This is a genomic window from Massilia psychrophila, assembly GCF_002760665.1.
Lineage (GTDB): Bacteria > Pseudomonadota > Gammaproteobacteria > Burkholderiales > Burkholderiaceae_D > JAFCUW01.
On record NZ_PDOB01000002.1, the window covers coordinates 25,790 to 48,989 of the forward strand.

11 protein-coding genes are annotated in these 23,200 nt (G+C 64.5%); 3 read left to right on the plus strand and 8 right to left on the minus strand.

The annotated features are described in order from the left end of the window. Positions 1-294, plus strand: coding sequence for a hypothetical protein (locus tag CR103_RS21920; RefSeq protein WP_143752495.1), 294 nt, complete (start codon positions 1-3; stop codon positions 292-294). A 139-nt stretch (positions 295-433) separates the two neighbouring features. Here the strand turns inward: CR103_RS21920 and CR103_RS02035 are convergent, their stop codons facing one another. Beyond that, positions 434-3,232 carry a TonB-dependent receptor domain-containing protein gene (locus CR103_RS02035; protein WP_099914353.1) on the minus strand — a complete coding sequence of 933 codons (2,799 nt, stop codon included), beginning with the start codon at positions 3,230-3,232 and terminating at the stop codon, positions 434-436. A gap of 210 nt (positions 3,233-3,442) precedes the next feature. Next, a complete protein-coding gene (gene aroG / locus CR103_RS02040) occupies positions 3,443-4,504 on the minus strand; it encodes a 3-deoxy-7-phosphoheptulonate synthase AroG (protein ID WP_099914510.1) in 1,062 nt (353 codons plus the stop codon). 540 nt (positions 4,505-5,044) lie between these two features. Here aroG and CR103_RS02045 point away from each other — a divergent pair. Then, complete coding sequence (locus CR103_RS02045) at positions 5,045-7,936, plus strand: TonB-dependent receptor (protein ID WP_099914354.1); 2,892 nt, start codon at positions 5,045-5,047, stop codon at positions 7,934-7,936. 142 nt (positions 7,937-8,078) lie between these two features. On the opposite strand, the gene tldD is transcribed toward CR103_RS02045, so the two are convergent. From tldD to CR103_RS02060, 3 genes are read right to left on the minus strand one after another with little or no spacing between them, the layout of a single operon-like run. Continuing rightward, entirely contained in the window at positions 8,079-9,539 is a 1,461-nt protein-coding gene (tldD, locus tag CR103_RS02050) for a metalloprotease TldD (protein ID WP_099914355.1), read from the minus strand. 60 nt (positions 9,540-9,599) lie between these two features. Next, positions 9,600-10,409, minus strand: coding sequence for a carbon-nitrogen hydrolase family protein (locus CR103_RS02055; RefSeq protein ID WP_099914356.1), 810 nt, complete (start codon positions 10,407-10,409; stop codon positions 9,600-9,602). Between the two features lie 27 nt (positions 10,410-10,436). Then, positions 10,437-14,633 carry a YhdP family protein gene (locus CR103_RS02060; RefSeq protein WP_099914357.1) on the minus strand — a complete coding sequence of 1,399 codons (4,197 nt, stop codon included), beginning with the start codon at positions 14,631-14,633 and terminating at the stop codon, positions 10,437-10,439. Positions 14,634-14,856: 223 nt separating this feature from the next. Between CR103_RS02060 and glnE the strand changes: the two genes are divergently transcribed. Further along, positions 14,857-17,625 carry a bifunctional [glutamate--ammonia ligase]-adenylyl-L-tyrosine phosphorylase/[glutamate--ammonia-ligase] adenylyltransferase gene (glnE, locus tag CR103_RS02065; protein WP_099914358.1) on the plus strand — a complete coding sequence of 923 codons (2,769 nt, stop codon included), beginning with the start codon at positions 14,857-14,859 and terminating at the stop codon, positions 17,623-17,625. A gap of 22 nt (positions 17,626-17,647) precedes the next feature. Here the strand turns inward: glnE and CR103_RS02070 are convergent, their stop codons facing one another. The 3 genes from CR103_RS02070 to CR103_RS02080 form a co-directional block, all read right to left on the minus strand. Beyond that, positions 17,648-19,024, minus strand: a complete 1,377-nt coding sequence (locus tag CR103_RS02070) for a phenylacetate--CoA ligase family protein (RefSeq protein WP_143752496.1) — start codon at positions 19,022-19,024, stop codon at positions 17,648-17,650. A 54-nt stretch (positions 19,025-19,078) separates the two neighbouring features. After that, positions 19,079-20,194, minus strand: a complete 1,116-nt coding sequence (locus CR103_RS02075; RefSeq protein ID WP_180279249.1) for an NAD/NADP-dependent octopine/nopaline dehydrogenase family protein — start codon at positions 20,192-20,194, stop codon at positions 19,079-19,081. Positions 20,195-20,354: 160 nt separating this feature from the next. Next, a complete protein-coding gene (locus CR103_RS02080; RefSeq protein WP_099914361.1) occupies positions 20,355-23,141 on the minus strand; it encodes a TonB-dependent receptor plug domain-containing protein in 2,787 nt (928 codons plus the stop codon). Positions 23,142-23,200: the final 59 nt, after the last annotated feature.

The window sequence follows — 23,200 nt, forward strand, 5'->3', positions numbered from 1 at the left end:
GTGCACGGCAAGGCCGAAAAAGAGCGTAACGATAGCGCATATTTGCCTGTCGCGGCGGCAATTCCACCGCACTCGCGTCGGCGCCGCCGGCGCTTTTTTGCGGCAGCGCAGCAATCCGCCTCCTTCGTTACGCATGTCGGCCCGGCACTGCAGGTTATTGCATCGCAGCAAATTTATCTTTCCAGTTTTCACCTAAAAAGAACTAGCAATGGCGTGCGCGTCGATCGCGAGTCCAAAGGAAATCTGCAATGGGATACCCGCCTCGACATGAACGTTGTATACGCCGACCTATAACCGCGTCACCAGCTATACCGATCCGAGCGCAGTGCGCTTCACCGTAAAATAAAAAAACCCCGGGAAGGCCCGGGGTTTTTGATTGCGCCGCATGCGCAGCGCGGTCGCCAGCAAAGGCTTGCGCCCCCACCACGACGAATTACTTGAACTTGTAACCGGCGCTGACGTAGACGAAACGGCCGCGTGGATCGTACTGGTTGATGTCGTAGCCGCCCTGGAACTGATTGCTGACAGGAACGAAAATCCCTGGCTGCTTGTCAAATAGGTTGCGAACGCCGAAATTCAGGTTCAGGTTCTTGATCGCCTTGTACGACAGGTTGAAGTCATACAGCGACTGCGCCGAGATGAAGTTGCGCACACCGTCGACCGCACGGTTACCCGTCTCGTAACGGCTTGAGTAGTTCTGGGTCAACGTCAGGGCCAGCTTGTTGAGCGTCCAGGTCGTGCTCAGCGCATGCTTCCAGCGCAGCACCACACCGCCGCTGTCAGCACCGAGTACCGGGTCGCCATTAGCATCGACGATGGTGCCAACCTTGTGCGACACAGTGCCGCCCGGGCTGGTCTGGTCGAACCTCTGCATGTACGTACCGTTCAGGCTGAAGTCGAACTTGCCAACGGTGCCGGTGTTCAGGCGATACAGCGCGAACAGGTCGGCGCCGCGAACGTCGGCACTGCCGGTGTTCGCCAGGATAGACTTGACGAGGTCGACGTCGTTGCCGCTCAGTGTGACCAGGTTGGCGTACGCCGGATCGCCGCGACGGAAGCCCGAGACCACTTCCTGGGTCGACGGAGTAGCCAGGATGTCGCTGACCGCAACCTTGAAGTAGTCGATACCGATCGTCAGGTTGTTGATCGGCGAGAGCACCAGGCCAGCCGAATACTGCTTCGATTTCTCTGGCTGCAGGTCCGGGTTACCGCCGCTGAGCGCATTGACTTGCAGGTTGCTCTGCTTGGTTGCCGGGTCGGTGAACTGCGCCGAGGTGCCAACGCTTTGTGGCGTCCACAGGTCGGTCAGGGTTGGCGCGCGAAAGCCGGTGCCGGTCGACGCGCGTACCAGCACGCTCTTGACTGGCTGGTAACGAACGTTGACCTTGTAGTTGGTCGATTGGCCGACGTCGTCGTAACGGTCGTTGCGCACCGCAGCGCCGAGGTCGAGGTTCTTGAGCAGCGGCACGTTCACTTCGGCGAAGGCCGAATTGATCGTACGGCTGCGGCTCACCGGAGGAACGCTGCCACCCAGGCCGGCCACGTCGCCCGCTTCGAGCGCAGGGCTCGGGTTGGTGTTGTAGCTCTCGTGGCGCGATTGCAAGCCAGCGGCGTACTGCGACGTGATGCCGGCAAGTTTCGGCAGGTCGCCGGCAACCTTGGCGTCGAATACCTGGCTTTTCGACTGCGCGTTCAGGGTGTCGCCGGTGTATTGGGCCGCCTTCAGCTTCGTCGCCAGGGCGCCGGTCTGGACACCGCCGTCAACCCACGGATTCCAGTTGTTGGTCGGATCGTTGATGATCCTGGCATAAGCAACCTGGGAGAAATAACCACCGGGCACGGAGCCGTGCAGGGTACTGCGGTTGCTGGTCATCGCCACTTCGTAGTCCTGCTCGGCGAAGCTACCCTTGACGCCGACCACGACACGCGATTGCGCCGCTTCGTCGAGGCTGGAACGGCCGCCGAAGTCGAACACGCGCGAAGTGATCGCCAGCGGCTGGCCGACCAGGCTCGAGAAACCTTGGCTGTTCAGGTAAGGCACGGCGATCGACTGGTACGCCGGGTTGCTCGGATACAGCAACAGCGCCGGGTCGACGCCCTGCTTCTTGAACTCGGCATCGCTGGTCAGGAAGCTGCGGCGGACCGGACTGCCCTGGAAGGTTTGCGTCACATTGCTCTTCGAGTACATCATGTCCGAGAACAGTTCGGCGTTCGCGCCCAGCTTGACAGTGAAGTTACCGGTAAAGTTGGTCAGTTCGCGATCCGGCACCAGGCCGACAAAACCGTTGCTGTCGAATGCGCAAAACGGCGCACCTTTGGTGGTGTTGGTGGCGCTCTTGTACATCTGGATCTTGGCGCAATTGTTGCTCGCGGCCAGAGGATTGCCGTAGCCGGTACCCGGCGAGTTGCCGAAGCCGGCAACGCGATCTGGCAGACCCTTGGCATAGTTGCCAGGAATGATCGCGCCTTCAATATTACCTTGGCCGGTAGCGCCGGCGGTGTAATACGGCGCGTTGTTGCCCGAGGCCGCGTAGGCGCGGTCCTTGGCGAACAGCGCTTCTTCCTTCTCATGCGAGGCGGACAGCACGACGCTGAAACCATCGGTGTCGATGTTGCCGAAACCGCCGGTGGCGCTGAATTTCTTGCTCTGGCCGCCGCCTTTGGTGCTCGGCGTGCCGTACCCGGCGGTCGCTTCAAAGCCCTTGAAGTTCTTCGACAGGATGAAGTTGACCACGCCGGCGACGGCGTCGGAGCCGTACACACCAGATGCGCCGTCTTTCAGCACTTCGACGCGCTCGATTGCCGCCAGCGGAATCACGTTGACGTTGACGGTGGCGCCGCCGCCGCCGGCGAACGCCGCGAGGCGGCGACCGTTGACCAGCACCAGAGTGCGCTCTGCACCGAGGCCGCGCAGCGAGATCGACGACAGGCCATAGGTGGACGAACCGGCACCGGTGGCGTTGCTGGTGCCGCCCGACGACGATAATGCGGTAATCGAGGTCAGCAGCTGCTCGGTGCTGGTGGCGCCGGTACGGGTAATTTCTTCACGGGTCATGACCTGGACCGGCAACGCAGTCTCCGAATCGACACGTTTCAGGGACGAACCGGTAATTTCAATACGCTGCATCGCAGCTTCCTGCGCGATTGCCGGAATTGCAAACCCCAGGCTGGCGACGACGCCGCCAGCGAAGATGATTCGAACCGAGCGCGCAAGCATTTTTTCTTTTAACATTAAATTGAACTCCTCTTTGGATTTTTGGGTGCCGTCTTACGCGCCGGGACACGGTACGCGACGTTCTTTCCTACATACGATCCGCATATATAAATAACCTATTTATATACAACGCATGCCGCATGGAACCATTTCGTCAGAGGAGCTGTCAAATTTCAATTTTTTTAAATGCAAGAAAACAACAAAACACGAAACTTCTCCCTTGACGGGTCAGCTGTCGTCGCGCAGGCGGCGCTGACGCACCGCCTGCGCCAGCGTTTCGAGCACCTGCAGGCTCTGCTCCCAGTCGATGCAGCCGTCGGTAACCGACTGGCCGTACACCAGCTTCTGGCCCGGCACCAGGTCCTGGCGCCCGCCGACCAGGTTCGACTCGACCATCACGCCGACGATGCGGTCGTCGCCGCCCGCTACCTGGGCCGCGATGTCGGCGCATACCGGCACCTGGTTGTCGGGCTTTTTCGAGCTGTTCGCATGCGAGGCGTCGATCATCAGGCGCGCCGCCAGCCCCTGCAGGGCGACTTGGCGGCAGGCGTCCTCGACGCTGGCAGCGTCGTAGTTTGGCGTCTTGCCGCCGCGCAGGATGATGTGGCAATCCTCGTTGCCGTTGGTCGACACGATCGCCGAGTGGCCACCCTTGGTCACCGACAGGAAGTGGTGCGGCTGCGAGGCCGCCTTGATCGCCTCCACCGCAATCTTGATGTTGCCGTCGGTGCCGTTCTTGAAGCCGACCGGGCACGACAGGCCGGAGGCCAGTTCGCGGTGCACCTGCGACTCGGTGGTGCGGGCGCCGATCGCACCCCAGCTGATCAGGTCGGCGATGTACTGCGGGCTGATCACGTCGAGGAATTCGGTGCCGGCCGGCAGTCCCAGTTCGTTAATGTCGCGCAGCAGTTCGCGCGCCATCCGCAAGCCATCGTTGATGCGGAAACTGTTGTCCATGTACGGGTCGTTGATCAATCCCTTCCAGCCGACCGTGGTGCGCGGCTTTTCAAAATACACCCGCATGACGATCTCGAGATCGGCGGCAAAGCGCACCCGCTCCTTGGCCAGGCGCCGCGCGTATTCCATCGCCGCGCCGGTGTCGTGGATCGAGCACGGGCCGATCACCACCATCAGGCGGCCGTCCTGGCCATGCAGGATGCGGTGCAGCGCCACCCGCGCCGCCGCCGCGGTCTGGCCGGCGGCATCGCTGCACGCGAACTCGCGGATCAGGTGCGCGGGGGGCGTCAATTCCTTCATTTCGCGGATGCGTAAATCGTCGGTGCGGGGCATGCGGTTCTCCGTTTTCAAAGTGACTCGTCACATTACTGGTGTGCCTGGCTAAAAAAAAACCGCCATCGCTGGCGGTTTTCAGAAGTTTTGCTGGATCTGGTTCTGCTGTTGCGTGAACCTGCCGCTACTCCACCGCCTTGGGGTTGGAATCGCTAAAGAAAAAATGGCAGCTAAAAAGCATCACACAGCGCATGGCAGTATCCGAATGTCGTTTCGACGACTATAGCAATAATGCGCGCCGCTTGGCAAGCGCTTTGTCCGGCAGGGTCCGCACAATCTGGCGCCTACTTGCCCGCAAGCTCGTTGCGTGAATCACACACTAGCGATGCCAACCCGGCGGAGTTTGACGCGCGTCAGTCGAATCGGCGCAACCGATGCAAAACTCGACACACCTGACACCCCAGTCTACTTCGTGGAATGGGGTTTGATCCGAAACAAATTTTCTCTACGGTTTTAATGAATTAAATCAACGTTTTTGCACGCCCGACGGATGCGCTCTGCGCTGCGGGATGTAGTTCGCCTTCTACCTTGGAGTCTGACATGAAAGAAACCATCTTGTCCCATTCGTTGCGCCGTATTTTCGCGGGCGGCGCCGCTGCCGGCCTCAGCTTGCTGGCCCAGGGCGTACAGGCGCAGGACCAGGCGCCGGCCGCCGCGCAGCCGATCGCCCGGGTCGAAATCACCGGCTCGAACATCCGCCGGGCGCAAGCCGAAACCGCCTCTTCCGTGCAAACCCTGAACCGCGCCGACATCGAAAAAACCGGCCGCACGACGGTCGCCGAACTGCTGCAGACGCTGGCGATCGACAACCAGGGCTCGGTGCCGACCAGTTTCGGCGGCGGCTTCGCCCAAGGCGCCTCGGGCATCTCGCTACGCGGCCTCGGTGCCGCCTCGACGCTGGTGCTGCTCAACGGGCGCCGCATCGCGCCGTACGGCCTGGCCGACGACGGCCAGAAGGTGTTTGCCGACCTCAACATCATCCCGGCCGAAGCGGTCGAGCGGGTCGAGATCCTCAAGGACGGCGCCTCCGCCATTTACGGCTCGGACGCGATTGCCGGCGTCGTCAACGTGATTTTGCGCAAAGACTTCCAGGGCACCACTGTCAAGGCCAGCTACGGCAAGTCGGGCGACTGGGATGGGCGCGACACGCGCCTGGCGATCACTCACGGCTTCGGCGACCTCGACGCGGACCGCTACAACGTCCTGTTCAGCCTGGAATTCGGCGGCAAGCGCGAAGTTTACAACCGTGACCGTGCCGGGCGCGACCAAATTGGCCGCGCCGATCTGCGCGACAAGGGCTTTTCCGCCCAGGAAGGATTCGGCGGCACCGGCGCCATCATCGACGGCAGAACCGCCGCCGGCAGCGCCGTCAATGGCAACGTGCGCAGTCCCTTCCTCTCCAACCCCGCCGATCCCGACTCGCCGCGCTTGTACTACAACCGCGGCAATCCGGCCGGCGTCGGCTTCACCCGTTTCTTCCCGGCGGCCGCCTGCGGCAATTTCACCAGCCACCCGCAGGGCGACCCCGGCGGCGGCTGCCTGACCGACGCGCAACAGCAGTACCAACAGATCCAGCCCCGGCAAAACTCCTACAACCTGTTCGGACGCGGCTCCTTCAAGCTCAGCCAGACGCTCGAGGCGTATGCCGAGATGAATTACTACTGGACAGAATCGCAATCATTGAGTACCCCATCGAATGTCAGCGCATCGGTTGGCTACCCCGGCGGGCCGGTCAGCAACGCTGGCGCGGCGCTCGGCGCGGCCCATCCGGACAATCCCTACTTCGGCACCGCGGCGCGGCTGCGCTACCTGGCCACCGACGTCGGGCCGCGCACCAGTGCGATCAACTCCAAATTCGGCCGTGCGCTGGTGGGCATCAAGGGCACCGCCATGAACTGGGACTTCGACAGCTCGCTGTTGTATTCGACCAGCAGGGTAAAAAACAACCGGAATGGCTTCTTGCAGCGTAACGTCGCCTTTGCGCTGCTTAATCCGACCGCGGCCAACGTGGCGGCGGCCAACACCAATCCAGCCTACGCGGCACTGCCGCCCGGTACGGTCTGGCGCATTGCCGAAAACGCCGGACTGAATTCACCGGCGATGTACGCAGCGCTGTCGCCAGCCATTTCAAACAAGGCACAGACCAGCATCACCCAGATCGATTTCAAGGGCACGCGCGAATTCAACCAGGTAATGCTGCCCGGCGGGCCGCTCGCGGTGGCAGCGGGCATCGAATATCGCAACGAGCGCACCGAGCTGGCGCCGACTTCGGGCACCGAGCTCGGCAACATTATCGGGCTCGGCTATTCAGCCTATTTCGGCAAGCGCGACGTGACCGGGGTGTATGCCGAAGCGCTGGCCCCGCTGCTCAAGACGCTCGAACTGACGGGCGCGCTGCGCTTCGACCATTACTCCGACGTCGGCAACTCGTACACGCCGAAGGTCGGCATCAAGTGGACCCCGATGCGCGAGCTGGCGCTGCGCAGCACGTTCGCCAAGGGTTTCAGGGCCCCGAGCTCGGCCGAAAACGGTGTCGGCGGGCTGGCCGCGTTCTCCACCGCCAGCGACCCGCTGCGCTGCGCACTGGGCGTCGATTCGGCCTGCGTTGCCGGTCCGATCGCCATCATCACTTCGCCCAATGCCGCACTGAGTCCGGAACGCTCGAAGAGCTGGTCGGTGGGCGCGATCTGGGATCCGCTGCCGCGCACCAGCATCTCGCTCGACTTCTGGCAGATCAAGCGCAAGAATGAAATCAACCAGGAGCAAACCGACGTCGCAATTGCGGCCGGCCAGGTGGCGCGCGACCCTAGCACCGCGACCAGGCCCGGCGACCCGGGCCAGATCACGGCGGTGCTGGCCAACTACGTCAACTCGGCCAACACCAAAGTGCGCGGCGTCGACCTGGACGGGCGCACGTCATTCAACCTCGGCAGCGGCCGCGGCACCCTGGCGATGGACGCCAAGTGGACCCACCTGTTCAAATGGCTGCGCACCGAAAAGGACGGCAGCGAGCGCGACTTCGCCGGCACCCACGGCAACTGCGACGTCACCAACTGCATCGGCACGCCGGACGACCGGGTCAACCTGGGCGCGACCTGGGACCTGACGCCATGGCGTGTGTCGGCCACGGTCAACTACCGGGCGCCGATCAAGAACACCCTGTTCAAGAACGACCCGGCCGGCTGCGCGTTTACCTTCGCCGATGGGCGCGACGCCCCCAATGGCTGCGAGATCGCCTCGTTCACCACGCTCGATTTGACCGCGCGCTGGACGCTGAGGAAAAACACCGAACTGTTCGGCACCATCCAGAACGTGTTCGACAAGATCGCGCCGCTCGATCCGCTGACCTACGGCGCAACCTCGTACAATCCGCTCGACTACAGTGGTGCGCTGGGGCGTTACTTCCAGGTCGGCATGCGCCACAAGTTCTGAATTTGTTTGACAACCGGGGACCGGAAGCTTGCAACTTTCGGGTAGCGGAGATCGAGGATCGCATAGCGTAGCGATGTCGACGCATCTGCGCACATATAAAAAAGCCCGGAATTCCGGGCTTTTTTTTCTTCGCTGCGCTGCGTTACGCGGTGCCGCCGACCGTCACGTCTTCGATGCGTAGCGTCGGCTGGCCGACGCCGACCGGCACGCTCTGGCCTTCCTTGCCGCATACGCCGACGCCGGAATCGAGGCGCATGTCGTTGCCGATCATCGACACCCGGTTCAGTACGTCAGGGCCGTTGCCGATCAGGGTGGCGCCCTTGACCGGGTAGGTGACCTTGCCGTTTTCGATCATGTACGCTTCGCTGGCCGAGAACACGAACTTGCCGTTGGTGATGTCGACCTGGCCGCCGCCGAAGTTGACCGCGTACAGGCCGTTCTTGACCGACGCCAGGATTTCCTCCGGGTCCTTGTCGCCGCCCAGCATGTAGGTGTTGGTCATGCGCGGCATTGGCAGGTGGGCGAACGATTCGCGCCGCGCGTTGCCGGTCACCGGCATCTTCATCAGGCGCGCGTTCATGGTGTCCTGGATATAACCTTTCAGGATGCCATCCTCGATCAGGGTGGTGCACTGCGTCGGGTTGCCCTCGTCGTCGATGTTGAGCGAGCCGCGGCGGTTGGCAAGCGTGCCGTCGTCGACCACGGTGACGCCCTTGGCCGCCACCCGTTCGCCGATGCGGCCGGAAAACGCCGACGAGCCTTTGCGGTTGAAGTCGCCCTCGAGGCCGTGGCCGATCGCTTCGTGCAGCAGCACGCCGGGCCAGCCTGGCCCGAGCACAATGGTCATCGGACCGGCCGGCGCCGGTCGCGCGTCGAGGTTGACGACCGCCGCCTTGACGGCTTCGGCGGCGTATTGGTCGAGGATGGCGTCGTCGAAGTAGGCGTAGTTGAAACGCCCGCCGCCGCCGGACGAACCCATCTCGCGGCGGCCGTCCTGTTCGACGATGACGGTGACGGACACGCGCACCAGCGGGCGGATGTCGGCGGCCAGCACGCCGTCGCTGCGCGCCACCAGCACGACGTCGTATTCGCCGGCCAGGCCAGCCATCACCTGCACCACGCGCGAGTCCTTGGCGCGGGCCATTTTTTCAACCCGTTCGAGCAGCTTGACCTTGGCCGTGGCGTCGAGCGAATCGAGCGGGTCGTTCGGCAGGTACAGCGAGCGCCCGCCAATGGCGCGCGTGGTGGAGGCGATCTTGACCTTGCCGTTGCCAACCCGCGCGATGGTGCGGGTGGCGGCTGCCGCTTCCAGCAGCGCCTCCTCGGAAATTTCGTCGGAGTACGAAAACGCCGTCTTGTCGCCCGAGATGGCGCGCACGCCGACTCCCTGGTCGATCGAGAAGCTGCCGGTCTTGACGATGCCTTCTTCCAGGCTCCAGCCTTCGCTCTTGGTAAATTGGAAATACAGGTCCGCGTAGTCGACCTTGTGCGTAAACATCGTCCCGAGGGCTTTGAGCAGCTTCGCCTCGTCGAGGCCAAAAGGGGTGAGCAGGACGTCGCGCGCCACGGCCAGGGTAATCAGGTTCGGTTCAAATGGAGTCATTTTGCAGGTCCTTCAGTAGTAGTGAAGGTATTGTGCCATAGTCTGGAAATCGCTTCAGGCTCACAGCTTGCGATGCTTGAGCGCAGGCAAGCTTTCGCGCACGCCGGCGAGGAAACCGGTGTCGATGGCGCCCTCGACGACGCCCTCGCCTTCCGCCAGCACCGCCTTGACCTCGCCCCACGGATCGACCAGCATGCTGTGGCCGAAGGTGCGCCGGCCGTTCCGGTGCGTCCCGCCCTGGGCCGCGGCCAGCACGTAGCACTGGTTTTCAATGGCGCGCGCGCGCAGCAGCACTTCCCAGTGCGCGCTGCCGGTGGTGTAAGTGAAAGCGGCCGGCACGACGATCAGCGCGCACTCGCCCATCGCCCGGTACAGTTCGGGAAAGCGCAGGTCGTAGCAGACCGACAGGCCGACCCGGCCGAATGGCGCTTCGAAGCTGCCGATTCTCTCGCCCGGCACGATGGTGCGCGCTTCGTCGTACGCCTCCACGCCCTGGTTAAAGCCGAACAGGTGGATCTTGTCGTAGCGTTCGATCAGCGTGCCGTCCGGCTTGTAGACCAGCGTCGTGTTCATCACCTTGGCGACGTCGTTCGACACCAGCGGCAAGGTGCCGCCGATCAGCCAGATGCCGTGTTCGCGCGCCGCCTGCGCCATGAAGTGCTGGATCGGGCCGTCGCCAGGCTGCTCGGCGTGGCTGACCTTGTCGAGGTCGGTCATGCCCATGATGGGCCAGTACTCCGGCAGGCTGACGAGCGTTGCGCCGGCGCCCGCGGCCTGCGCCACCAGGCGGCGCGCGGTGGCGATGTTTTCCGCCACGTCGGGTGTTGACACCATCTGAATAGCTGCCACGGTCGTCAATTTTGCTGTCATTTTAACAATCCTGTCATCGTTGCGATCTTATTGCCCGGCCGCCGCCGGCAGCGGCGTGCGGTGATCGAGCTTGGTAATGACCGGCGCCTTCCACGGTCCCGTGATCCGCATCTGGTACGTCAAGGCCTTCATCATCGGCGCGCGCAAGAACAGCTGGGCCAGGAAGCTGCCCAGCCCGATCACCGGGTTGACCGCCAGCGCGTACACCAGCGGCCCGGTGCCGAGGTTAAATTCAGGGATCACCACCACCTGCAGGTTGGTCGATTCGTTGGCGATGTCGGCGGTGCCGTCCATCAGCACGGTGGCGGCGACGCCATGCATTTTCAGGTTGTCGGTCTTGATCACGCCCTTCGAGATGATGGCGTTGGCGCTGATGCCGTCGAACGCCAGCCCTTCGGAAAAAACGTCGTGGAAGTCGAGCTTGAGCAGGCGCGGCAGCGCTTGCAGGCTGAGCACGCCGAGCAGCTTGGCCGCGCCGGGGTCCTGCTTGAGGAACTGGCCGGCTTCGACGTTGAGCTGAATCTGGCCGGACAGGCTCGGGATGTCGAGCGAATACGGCAGTCCCATCCAGGCGACGTCGCCCGACAGCTTGCCCTTGCCGCGCTTGAGCGTGTCGGGAAAACCGAAGCGGTCGAGCAGGCGGCCGGCGTCGGCGATGTCGATATTGAAATTGAGGTTGGTGCTGCTCTTGCCGTCCTTTGTCAGCCACTTGCCGGTCGCTTTCAGGTCGCCGTCCGGATTGGCCAGCGACAGCCGGTTGATCCGCCATTCGCGCCCGGCCAGCGCTTTTTCATTGCTGGCAGCCAGCTCGAGCCGGCCCAGCTGCTTGTTGAACAGTTCGAAGCGCTCGGCCACGATGTCGAGCGCGGGAATGGTGGCGGCGGCGCTCTTGCTGCCCTCGAGCAAATCCTTGACTTCGGCGGCGGCCGATTCGGGGATGATCAGCGTGGCCAGCCGCGCCGTCACCTTGCCCAGGCCCTGGCCGGTCGGCGACTCGTTCCACGTCACGTAACCGGACGCCTGGCGCGAATCGATGCTGGCCTGCCAGGTGCCCTTCTGGTACGAGGCGCCCACCACGACGTTGTCGAGCTTGCGGTCGCCGACGATCAGCTCGCCCGCGCGCGCCGCCATCACGTCAGGCACCACGTACTGGGCCAAACCGGGGCCGCCGGGGCCGGCCCCGGCGTCAGTGTTCAAGATGACCGGCGCCTCCGCCATCTGCGGCGCGGCCGGCCCGGCGATTTCGCCGCCGAGGGCCAGCCACTGGTCGACGTTGAGCGCTTTCATGTTGGCGTTCAGCATCAGGCCGCTGTCCGGTTCCGGCGCCGGCACGTTGACGCCGATACCGCCGCGCACCACGCGCCAGCCGCCGCCGCCCTGCCTCTGGCGCACGTAGCGCGCCGAGATGGCCGAACCGAGCGTGACGCGGATTTCGTCGCGCGCCAAGCCCGCATCGGTGGTCGGCATACCGGACAGCACGAAATGCAGCGGCATCGCTTCGGACGCGGCCGGCTTGTTGGCCGGCGCCGGGAACGCCAGGGCCAGGCCGCCCAGGGTGGAATCGACCGTCACCTCGACCTTGCGCTCCTTGACCGAGACGGCGCCGGTAAATTTGGTGGCGCCGCTGAAGTGGCCGGCCAGCCGCTGCATGGCCGGCGCCGGCCAGGCCTTGCGCATGGCGTCGGCGCTGGCGGTGCCAGCCAGCCTGACAACGATGCCGCCGTCGCGCTGGGTACCGCCGGTCAGCGCCAGCGGCCCGCCCAGGAAGCTGGCGCCGACGCCGTTGAGTACCACGCCGCGTTCGGTAAAGTCGATCTTGCCGATCGCCGCCTGCAACGGCGGCAGGTCGTCGAACAGCACAACGTCATTGTTAATCAACTGCAAGCTGCCTTGTACCTTGGTGTCGTGCATGTGTGCAATCGGCATGCGCAATTTGAGGCCAAGCTTGGCGTTGGCGCTGGCCTTGGCGCCGTCGGTGAAGTGGCCGATCCAGTCGCTCACGGGACTGGCTGCCACGTAGCCGAGGAAATCCTGCAGCGGGGCGGCGCCGGTACCGTCGATCTCGACCTGCATGTCATGCGACAGCAGGTCCGGCACGACCGCTTTGACGTTGGCCAGGGCAATTGCGCCGGTGAGCGCGGTGTCGGCCTTGATCTCCATGCGCACGCGGTCGAACAGGATGCTGCCGTTGATTTTTTCGGCCACCGGCCACAGCGCCGATTTGCCATCCTTGGCAAGCCGCCCCGGTGTGTAGTTCAGCTTGCCATTTTCGATACGGCCGGCCACCCGAAATTCGCCGCGGGAGCGCTCTTGCGCGCTGTCGGCGCGAAACGGAAAATGCGCCAGCTCGCCGCGCAGGCGCACGGTAACGTCCTGCGCCGAGCCGTCTTGCAGCGCGCCGACCAGCCACTCGCGCAGGTGCGGCCCGGTTTGCAGCGGCAGGAAACGGCCGATGGTGTTGAGCTGGAAACCGCTCAAGGTGCCGGCCAGGTCGACCTCGCCCATGCCTTTGCCCGGCCCCGGCCCCAGCGACAGCGATACCAGGTGCGTGCCGGCCAGCGACCCCTTCAGCATGCCCTGGGCAAACGTCAGCGAGTCGAGCTGCAGCGCCACCTGCTCGCCCTTCGGGTAAGTCCAGCGCGCGTGCATCTTGAGCTGGTCGAACGGCAGCGCCGGATCGGCGAACCAGGCCGGCAGCTGCAGCACCACATTGCGGGAATCGAGCGCGATAGTGCCGCCCTTGTCGCTGGCGTCGATGGTGCCGGTCAGGTTATCGAAGCCGGGAATGGCCGGCATCGCGGCCAACGCCTCGGTGGCCGCAGTCTTTACTTGCGCTGGATGGGGCCGCTGCGCGTTGAGGCCGAGCCCGACGACCTTGCCCTTGACGCGGTAGGTCGCAATGGCCGGATAGGCGCCTTCCCATTCCGCCGAAAAATCGACCAGCTTGCCGCGCGGCGCGAAGTCGGCCAGCATGGCGCGCTTGGCCGCGTTCATCGGCAGCCGTCCCGCCAGTTCGGCCAGGGTCGCCAGGTCGAGTTCGCGCGCGCTGACAACGACTTTTTCGCCCTTGCCGTTGGCGGCGGGCGTAAACGATTCGGACAAGGTGGTCGGCGGCAAGCTCAGGCCGTCGACGGTGACGACCGAGAAATTATCCAACGTGATGCTGTGGCCGCGGGCGCCAAAGGTCGGCTTGCCGTCTTCTACTCCGGCAGGAAACGTTTCGCGCGCCGACAGGCGGCCGGTGGCGCGCGCCAGTTCGAGCGGCGCCAAGTCCTTGCCGAGGACGGCACTGACGCCAGACAAGGCGACGTCGGCGGTGAAGCCGGCCAGCTTGGCATGGTCGAGCGAAAGCCAGGCGCGTACCGAGCCTTTGCCCTGGGTCAGTGCGAACGGGTAATCGACATACGCCTTCCAGCCTGCCAGGTCGGTGTCGCGCAGGTCGGCGTACAGCTCGCCCTTCCACAAGGCGACGTCGGCGCGGCTGGCGGCAAAGCGCGGATGGGTGAAATCGGCGCGCATGTCGAACGGCTTGGCCAGGCTGGCTGGCGGCGTCGCCTGCAAGGCGAAACGGTGGCGGTTCCAGGTGTTTTGCAGCGTCATGTTGACGTTCTCGAGCGCAAGCACCGGCGCGCCGCGCTGCTGGTCGGTCCAGCTGATCTTGCCTTCGCGGATGACGATGTGGTGCTGGCGCAGCGCCCAGTCGTTGGGCGGGCCGCCCTGGCCGCCGCCAAGCGCGATGCCGGCCACCGTCAGCCGGCCGGCACCGTCGCGCCGCACGTCGAGCGAGGGGCGGATGATGTCGAGCGTTTCGAAGCGTGCTTCGCCGGCCGCCAGGCTCCACCACGCCAGGGTGGCCGACACGCTCGGCAGGTGGAGTGCTGCGCGGCCCTGCGGATCGCGCAGCACGACGTCGCCAAGGAACAGGTTCGGCCGCAACCCTTCCCACGAGGCGTAGATGCGGGCGATCGACACCTGGTTGCCGACCGCGCGGCTGGCGAGGCGCTCGATGTCGCCCTTGTAATAGTCGATGTTCGGCAGGATTGCGTAGCGCAGCAGCAGGAACAGGATGGCAAAGAAAAAATAAACCAGCAGCGCCAGTTTGACGGTGAAGCCAAGGATATGATGAGTGGCAAGATTGCAGAATCGATAGGCCGCACGCAGCCGCCGCCAGCGCTCAGCCAGCGGCAGGTGCGCAGTGACGGCGTCGGTTTCCTGGTTCTGCATCGATTGACTGATAATGAGCTCGGTATAAAATAATAAGATACAACTTGCAACACAACTTGCAACACAACATGAAACGAAACCTGAATCCCAGCATGAAGTAACAGAGCGCTTGCGCCAACGCCACTGCCTGACTTACCATCGTGCTCACCCTGCGAGGGCGGCGCCCAATTCTACCGCATAGCACGCTGCCTCAAGCCCACTTTCACTCTGCCGGACCATTCCCATGCACCCAGTTTCCCCCGCCATGTCGTCGCGCTTCTACCAACGCTGGCTGGCAGCCGATCCGGCCCGCGCCGGCCGGATCGAGACACTGTCCCGGTTGCCGCTCGACAAGCTCGATTTGAAAGCCGAACTGGCGCACGAAGCTGGCGAGGGCGCCAGCGCGGGTCCGAATACGAGGTTGTTGCCACTTCCGCGCGCCATGCGCCGCCTGCGCAACCTGCTGGTGGCTGCGATCATCGAGCGCGACCTGGGCGGCCAGGCTGACCTGGCCGAAGTGGTCACCGCGATGACGGCGCTGGCCGACTTTGCCATCCGCACCCAGCTTGGCGCGCTGATGGACGAGATGGTGGCGCAGCACGGCATGCCGATCGGCGCCGAATCGGGATTGCCGCAGAATATGATAGTGCTGGCGATGGGCAAGCAAGGCGGTGGCGAGCTGAACGTGTCGTCCGACATCGACCTGATCTTCGTCTATCCGGAAGACGGCGATACCGCGGCGCGCCCGGACCAGCGCGCGCTGTCGAACCACGAGTTTTTCGGCCGCCTCGGCAAGAAGCTGATCGCCGCGCTGTCGGAAGTGATCGAGGACGGCTTCGTGTTTCGCGTCGACATGGCGCTGCGCCCGAACGGCGCTTCCGGCCCGCTCGTAGCGAGCCTGAACATGGTCGAGAACTACCTGATCGTGCAGGGCCGCGAATGGGAACGCTATGCCTGGGTCAAGGCACGCGCGGTGACCGGCACGGGCGCTGACATCGCCGCGCTCGACGCTATCGTGCGCCCGTTCGTGTTCCGCCGCTACCTCGACTTCGGCGTGATCGACGCCATCCGCACCATGCACGGCCAGATCCGCGCCGAGGTCGACCGCCAGGAACGGCTGCATCCGGACCGCAGCAACAACGTCAAGCTTGGCCGCGGCGGCATCCGCGAGATCGAATTTCTGGCGCAAGTGTTCCAGCTGATCCGGGGTGGCCGCGACAGCGCACTGCGCGAGCGCTCGACCCGGCTGACCCTGGGCGTACTGGCCGACAAGACACTGTTGCAGCCGGACACAGTGGCGCAACTGCTCGATTCGTATACGTTTTTGCGCAACCTCGAGCACCGCCTGCAATACCTCGACGACGCCCAGATCCACACCCTGCCGGCCAATGACGCCGACCGCGAAGTGATCGCGCACATGATGAATTTGCCCGACGCGCAAGCGCTGCTGGCCGCGCTCGAGGCGCACCGGCGCTTCGTCGCCGGCCAGTTCGACGCCATTTTCAGCGACAAGACAGACCAGGGCAGCGATGGCGACGACAACAGCGTCAACCCGCACTCGAGCGGTCTGGACGCCGACCTTGATAACCGCGCCTCGATCGAGGCGCGCCTGGCCGGACTCGGCTTCGACAATGCCGCCGGCGCCGCCCAGCGCGTGATGGCCACCTGGCAATCGCCGCGTCTGGTGCAGTTGCCCGAGGCCAGCCGCACGCGGCTGCTGGCGCTGCTGAACGCGGCGCTGCCGCGGATCGCCCGGGTCATCAAGGAGGCCGGCATCGGCAGCCACAGCGCCACCCTGGCGCGCCTGCTCGATTTTTTCGAGGCGATCGCGCGCCGCTCGGCCTACCTGTCGCTGCTGACCGAATATCCGCACACGCTCGAGCGGGTGATCCGCATGATGAACGCCAGCGGCTGGGCCGCCACTTTCCTGGCCAAACATCCGATCCTGCTCGACGAACTGCTCGACGACCGCCAGCGCGGCGGCGCGCCCGACTGCGGCGCGCTTGCGCTCGAGCTGCAGCAACAGTTGGACGGCGCCGCTGGCGACACCGAGCGCCAGATGGATATCCTGCGCGAAACCCACCACGCCCAGCTGTTCGGGCTGCTGGCCCAGGACCTGGCGGGCGAACTGACGGTCGAGCGGCTGGCCGACTACCTGTCGGCGCTGGCCGACCTGATCGTCGCCGCCACCATCAACGCGGCCTGGCAGACCATCGCCACGCGCCACCGGCCGCTGCCGCGGTTCGCGGTGATCGCCTACGGCAAGCTGGGCGGCAAGGAACTGGGTTACATCTCGGACCTCGACGTGATCTTCTTGTTCGACGACGACGACCAGGACGCGCCCGGCAACTACGCCAAGCTGGCGCAGCGCTTCATCACCTGGATGACGGCGCACACCTCGGCCGGCATCTTGTTCGACGTCGACACCGCGCTGCGCCCGGACGGCCCCTCCGGCATGCTGGTGTCGTCGGTGGCCGCGTTCGAACGCTACCAGGACACGGCGGCCTGGGTGTGGGAGCACCAGGCGCTGACGCGGGCGCGGTTTTGCGCCGGCGACGCCGCCATCGGCGCGCGCTTCGAGACGATCCGCGAGCAGGTGATGGGCAAGGACAGGAGCAGCCCCGACAATCCGCTCAAGGCCGAAGTGCTGAAGATGCGCGCCAAAATGCACGACGCCTACCCGCAGCGCGACGGCCGGTTCGACCTCAAGCAGGCGGCCGGCGGCATGATCGACATCGAATTCATGGTGCAGTACCTGGTGCTGCGCCACGCCTGCGGCTACCCGCAACTGACCGCCAACCGCGGCAACATCGCGCTGCTCAGGATATGCGGCGAACTGGGACTGGTCGACGCCACGCTGGCCGCCGCGGTCGGCGACGCCTACCGCGCGATGCGTAAATTGCAGCACCAGGTGCGCCTGCAGGGCCAGGACAATGCGCGCGTGGAACCGGCACTGGTGGCGCATCACGCCGCCAACGTGGTGCGCCTGTGGCAGGCGATCTTCGACCTTTAGCGCCGCAATTGGCCCGGCGACATCAGCTGCCATCACTTGCCACCTTATTCGCCACCTCACTCGCCACCTCGGTCACCACCAGCTGGCGCTTGCCGTTGGCCGCCAAGGGAATGTCGTCGACTTCCTCGATGCCGATGTCGAACCAGCCGCCCCAGCGCCGCAGCTGCGCGGCCAGCACGAACTGTTTTTGCGCCGCGCTCAGGCGGCCGGCGCGCGCCACCACGCATAAGGTGATCGCGCCCGGCGTACGCTGGCGCACCTGGTACAGGCGCACGAAATCCCAGGTCGCTTCGTCGATCACGATCGACAGGCCGGGGATGCGGTTGCCGTCGCGCGACAGCAGGAACTCCTGGGCGCGGCCATCGATCGCATGGCAAAACCCGGTTGCGTCGAGCGTGCCGAAGTCGCCGCTGCGGTAGCGGATCAGCGGCATCAGGTCGTTCCACAGCGAGGTCCCGACGATTTCATGGCTGTCAATGGCACCATGGCTTTGCCTGGCGCCGGTGGCGGCGAGGTTTTCGTGCACCGCATACAGCGGCTCGAAGTGGTACGGGCCGGTCGAGCCGCGCCAGTGCGTCGCGAACGCCAGGCCCGTGCGCTCGGTCAGGCCGTAGTTGATCGATATTGGGCAGCCGAACAGGCCGGCGATCGCCGCCAGCTGCTGGTCCGTGGCAGGCTCGGACGCCAGCAGCACGGCGCGCACGCCAAGCCGCAGCCGCGGGCGGTCCGGCTCGATCAGCTCGGCCAGCGTGGCGGCTGAACTGGGGTAGGCATGCACGTACAGCGGCCGGAAACGGGCGATGGCGTCGACGATGGCGGCGCGGTGCCGCGCCGTCAGGTGGTAAGGCGACAGCATCAGGCGGTTGCCCACTACCCGCGCCGGCCCTTCGTGGACGGGCAAGCGCGCGTCGGCGCCGATGCGCAGCGTGCGCGACCTGTGCATGCAAAAGCCGAACTGGGCCCACTCATGGGCGAAAAAAGCTTTTTCGATGTCGGCCAGCCGCTTGCTGCGCCACATGCCGATGCCCTGCCCCGACGAGCCGCCGCTGGTGACGTAATGCAGCCGGCGCGGATCAAAGCGCTCGTCGAGGAAATCGCCCTGGCACGCCATCACCTGCGCTTTGTCGATCGGAGGAAAACATTGCAGCAGGTCGAGCGGCGCTTCGTTGGCCAGCTGCGCGTTTGACAACCTGACGCTGCGCCGGTAGAACGGCACGTGCGCCACCGCGCTGCCGAGCACGTGGCGCAGGCGCTGCGCCACCGCCGCCGCGACCAGCTTGGGCGAATCGGCCGCCAGCAGCCGGCGCACGCGGAAGTAGTCGGCGTGATACAGCAAGCGCTCCGGCACCCAGCGGCGACAGCTGTAGTAACGTTGCAGCAGCCAGTCGTGGTAATCCATGTTGTCCAGGCACGGTTCAGCCGGGGCGCGGCAGAGCGTCAGCAAGCGCGGCGCTCATGGCCCGGCCGTCTCCGCGCCATGAGCGCCGTTGACCGCACGCATGAAACCGTCGGCCGTCAGGGGCAGGCCGAGCGAAGCGACGGTGCGCGCCTCGGCGTTGAAGTCGCGCCCGAGCAGGCCGCCGGCGATGACGATGAGGGCGTCGGCCACCGGCGTTTGCACCCCCATCAGGCGGCCGATCGACGCCATCAGCCCGAGTCCCATCGGCACGTCTTCGGTGATGAAACGGCTTTGCAGGCTGGACGGGCCTTTCGGGCCGCCTTCTTCGGCGTAGCGGCGAAACACCGCCAGCGGCGACGCGTCGAGGTCGTCGCCGTTGCGGAAGCGGCACTCGTCGAGATACGGCGACGGCTTGCCGCCGGTGGCGGCGATCACGGCGTTTTTTTCGCCATCGAGCTGGGCCAGCAGCTTGAGCACCGACGGCGTGAACGCTTCGCGGTACATCCAGAATTCGCCTTGCGAAAATTCGATCCGGCTGGCCGACAGCAGCGTGCCTAGCGTATGCACCACCAGGTTCGGATTGTGCATGGCCGATTCGACCAGGTTGGTGCGCGTGGCAACATAGGTCGGGAAGAATTTTGCCGCCAGCGCGAGGCCTTCGGCGCTGCGCGCGCGCGGCAGGAAGGCCAGCGCATTGCGGGTGTTGCGGTACAGGATGTTGACGACGCCGGGCGCCAGCAGGCGGGCGTCGTATGGCAGGCTCTCGCCCTCGGCCAGCAGGAAGGGCACGCGCACCTGGTAGGGCAAAAAGCAGCTGGCGCCAAGATAGCCGGGCGCCAGCAGCACCAGCTGGTGCGGCTGCAGATGCGGGCCGATCAGCTTTGCTACCGCCGGGTGGCAGCCGGTCTGGGTGGTGACCATGACGAGGTCGGGCGCGATCGAAAACGCCTCGTCGACGTCGCGCGTGCACAGCGCCAGCTGCACCATGGTGCGCTCGCCGTTGTCCGGATTGCTGACCACGGCAATCCGGCAACGCGCGGTGAGCGCATCGAAATTGGCGTCGTGCAGCGCATGCGAGGTTTTTAGCAGCACGACCCGGTGGCCGTCCCGCGCCAGCACCGCCGCCAGCGCACACCCGGCGTTGCCGGCCCCTACCATCAGCACGTTCATTGTGTCCCTCATTGAAATCACATGTGCTTTAAGTTAGCAGGCGAGCGGCGCGCTTTATTTGCGCACACTCAGCGTAGTGCGGGGAACAAAACGCGGACGAAAAAAAACCGGCGCATGGCCGGTTTTTTGTGCCCGTTTAAAGGCGCCAGTCAGGATTGGCTCAGAACGCGTACTCGGCAGCGACCTTGAGCGTACGCGGACGAATCACATAACCACCACGCAGGTCGACCGGAGCCGAATTGAGCAGCGCGTTACGGATGTTGAGCGACAGGCGCATGTTCTTGATCCCGGTGTAAGACAGGTTCAAGTCGGCGCGCACCGAAGCACGCGTGAAGCATGGCAGGTCGTCGGTCGGCTTGATGCGGGCCTTGCAACCAGCAACGCTCCAGGTTTTTTCGTCGTTTTCGTCGACGTTCAAAGCGGTCGCCGAACTGCGGTTCACGCGCAACGAGGTTGCATAGTCACCTTTTTTCCACACCGCGCTGAACACCGAGGTGTACTTCGGGCTGCCGCGCAGGCCGATGGTGTTCGGACGGTAGGCGTTGGCATCGATATCCCAATTGCGATAGGTCAGCGCGATGGTGGTCATCACACCCAGGTTCAGCGTGCCGTATTGGCCGCTGAAGCGGGTCGCCACGTCGATGTCGACGCCCGAGGTTTCGGTCTTGCCGAAATTCTCGTAATTCAACAACAGCGACTGGATGTTACCCACCTTGAAGGCCTGGTTGGCGCCAGGCTGGAGCGTGTTGGCACGCTCGGCCAGGCGACGGTCCGTATCGCTGACCGGATTGCGCACCAGCAGCGGAGCGTACTCGGGCTTGTCTTCGCGCGCCAGTACGTAAGACACAGCACGGTAAGCGATCTCGTCATTGCGCTCGATCCTGAAGTAGTCGACGGCAACGTTAAACTGTTTGATCGGTTCCAGCACGATGCCCAGGGTCATGCTTTTCGACGTTTCCGGCTTCAGCGTCGTGCTGGACGAAATCATTGCCGGAATCGAGGTCAGGCAGCCCGAGTTGTACGCCGTCGTTGCGTCGTTTTTGTCGTTGGTGTTGCCGTTTTTCAGGATGTCGCGGATCGCCGTGGCGGTATCGCAACGCTTCGGGTCGAGGGTGTTGTTGAAAAAGCCGGTCAGGCCTACTTTACCCAGTGTTTCCGGGATGTTCGGTGCGCGGAATCCCCCGGCGAACGTACCGCGGAACAGCAACTGCGGCATAGCTACATATTTCACGCCCACTTTTGGCGAGACGTGGGCCTTGAAGCCGTCGGCCTTGTCGAGGCGCAGGGCACCCTCCACTTCGAGTTTCTTGGTCACCGGCGCTCTCAATTCCATGAACGCGGCGGACAAGTTGCGCTGACCATCGATCCACAGCGAGCCGCGGCCGATGATCTGGGCCTGGACCACGTTGTCGGTCGATTTGACGAACATCTTTTCACGCCGCACTTCGCCGCCGACGGCGAACGACAGCGGGCCGCCCGGCAGCGCCGTCAGGTCGCCGCTGACCTTGCCGTCGATCCAGTCCTGCGACAATTTGGCGTCGGTGCCGATCGCCGGGAACATGCGGGCCAGCAGCTCAGGGCTGTTTGGACCACCGAGCTTGTATTCGCCGCTCTGCACGGCGGCCGGCATCGCGGTGCGCTCCGGACCGTGATCGCGCGATTTCGCATCGCCGCCCACGCGGCCGAGCGCTACCTGCCATTCCCAGCCGCGCGCAAACACGCCGTCCAGGCCGGCCATCGCGCGGTACTGGTTCGCCACCGATGGGCTGACCCACATGTCGAGGTTGTCCATGAAACGGTAATCGATGCCGACCGGGAAGCTGAACGGATTGGCAGGGTTGCCAACTGCCAGTTTTGGCCTGGCAGCCGATTGCGACGTCTTGGTATTGCCATCGAACCAGTTGGTCGGCGAGCCTGCGGCAGTCGCGTAAGGCACGGAGCGGTAGTCGGTACGGGTTCGCGAGTACGACACTTCGGCAAAACCGCGCAGCTCGTTGTTGAGCTTGAAGCGGGCCTGGCTGAAGAAATTGAGCCGTTCGGCGGCGTCGGACGACTGGATAAGACCGGTCAGGTCGCTGGTGCACAGGCCGCCGCTATTGACGCGCGCCGCCGGGCAGCTTGCTACTGCCTGGCGGATCGCCGTCGGATTGGTCGCGCTCCTCGCTTCGTTCAGGTTACCCGGGAACGAAAGCAGGCTCGGGTCGCCGAATGCCGGGTTGACGTATTTCCGGTGCCACGGCGCGTAAGCACCGATGATTTCGGACTGCATGTAACCGCGGCGCTTGTAGCCTTCCAGGTTGGCGTACACGTTATAGCCGTCGCGTTCGAGGTCGCCCAAGCCACCGACCACGCCGACCGTATCCTGGCCGCCGAAGCGCACGCTCTCGGGGCGTTCGACGCTGCCGCTCAGGCGCAAGCCCTTGAAGGTGGTGCGGGTGATGATGTTGATGACGCCCGACATCGCGTCGGAGCCGTACACTGCCGAAGCACCGTCTTTAAGTATTTCGACGCGGTCGATCACGTCGGCCGGGATGGCGTCGAGGTTGACGAACACGTCTTTGCCGCCGTCGGCGAAGGCATAGTTCGATACGCGCCGGCCATTGACCAGCACCAAGGTGGCGCCCTTGCCCAGCCCGCGCATCGAAGCGCCCGAGGCGCCGCGCGCAAAGCTGGTCGAACTGCCGTCATCGCGCAAGGTGTTGGTGTCGAATGAGGTAAGGGTATCGAGCACCTGGCGGACCGTATTGGCGCCGGTCGCCTTGATGTCTTCGCGCCGCAGGACGGTGACCGGGGAAGCGGTTTCGCCGTCGATACGCTTGATGTTCGAGCCGGTGACGATGACGCGGATCGGCGCCTGGGCCGCTTCCTGCGCCATCACCACGTGGGAGGACGCGAGCGTGAGGGCCACGGCGATGACGCTGCGCTTCAGTGTGAACTGGTGTTTCAAATTTATTCCCCTGTTTTAATTTTCCCGGTCTGACAGATCCGGTTTTTTGTGCGTCACGT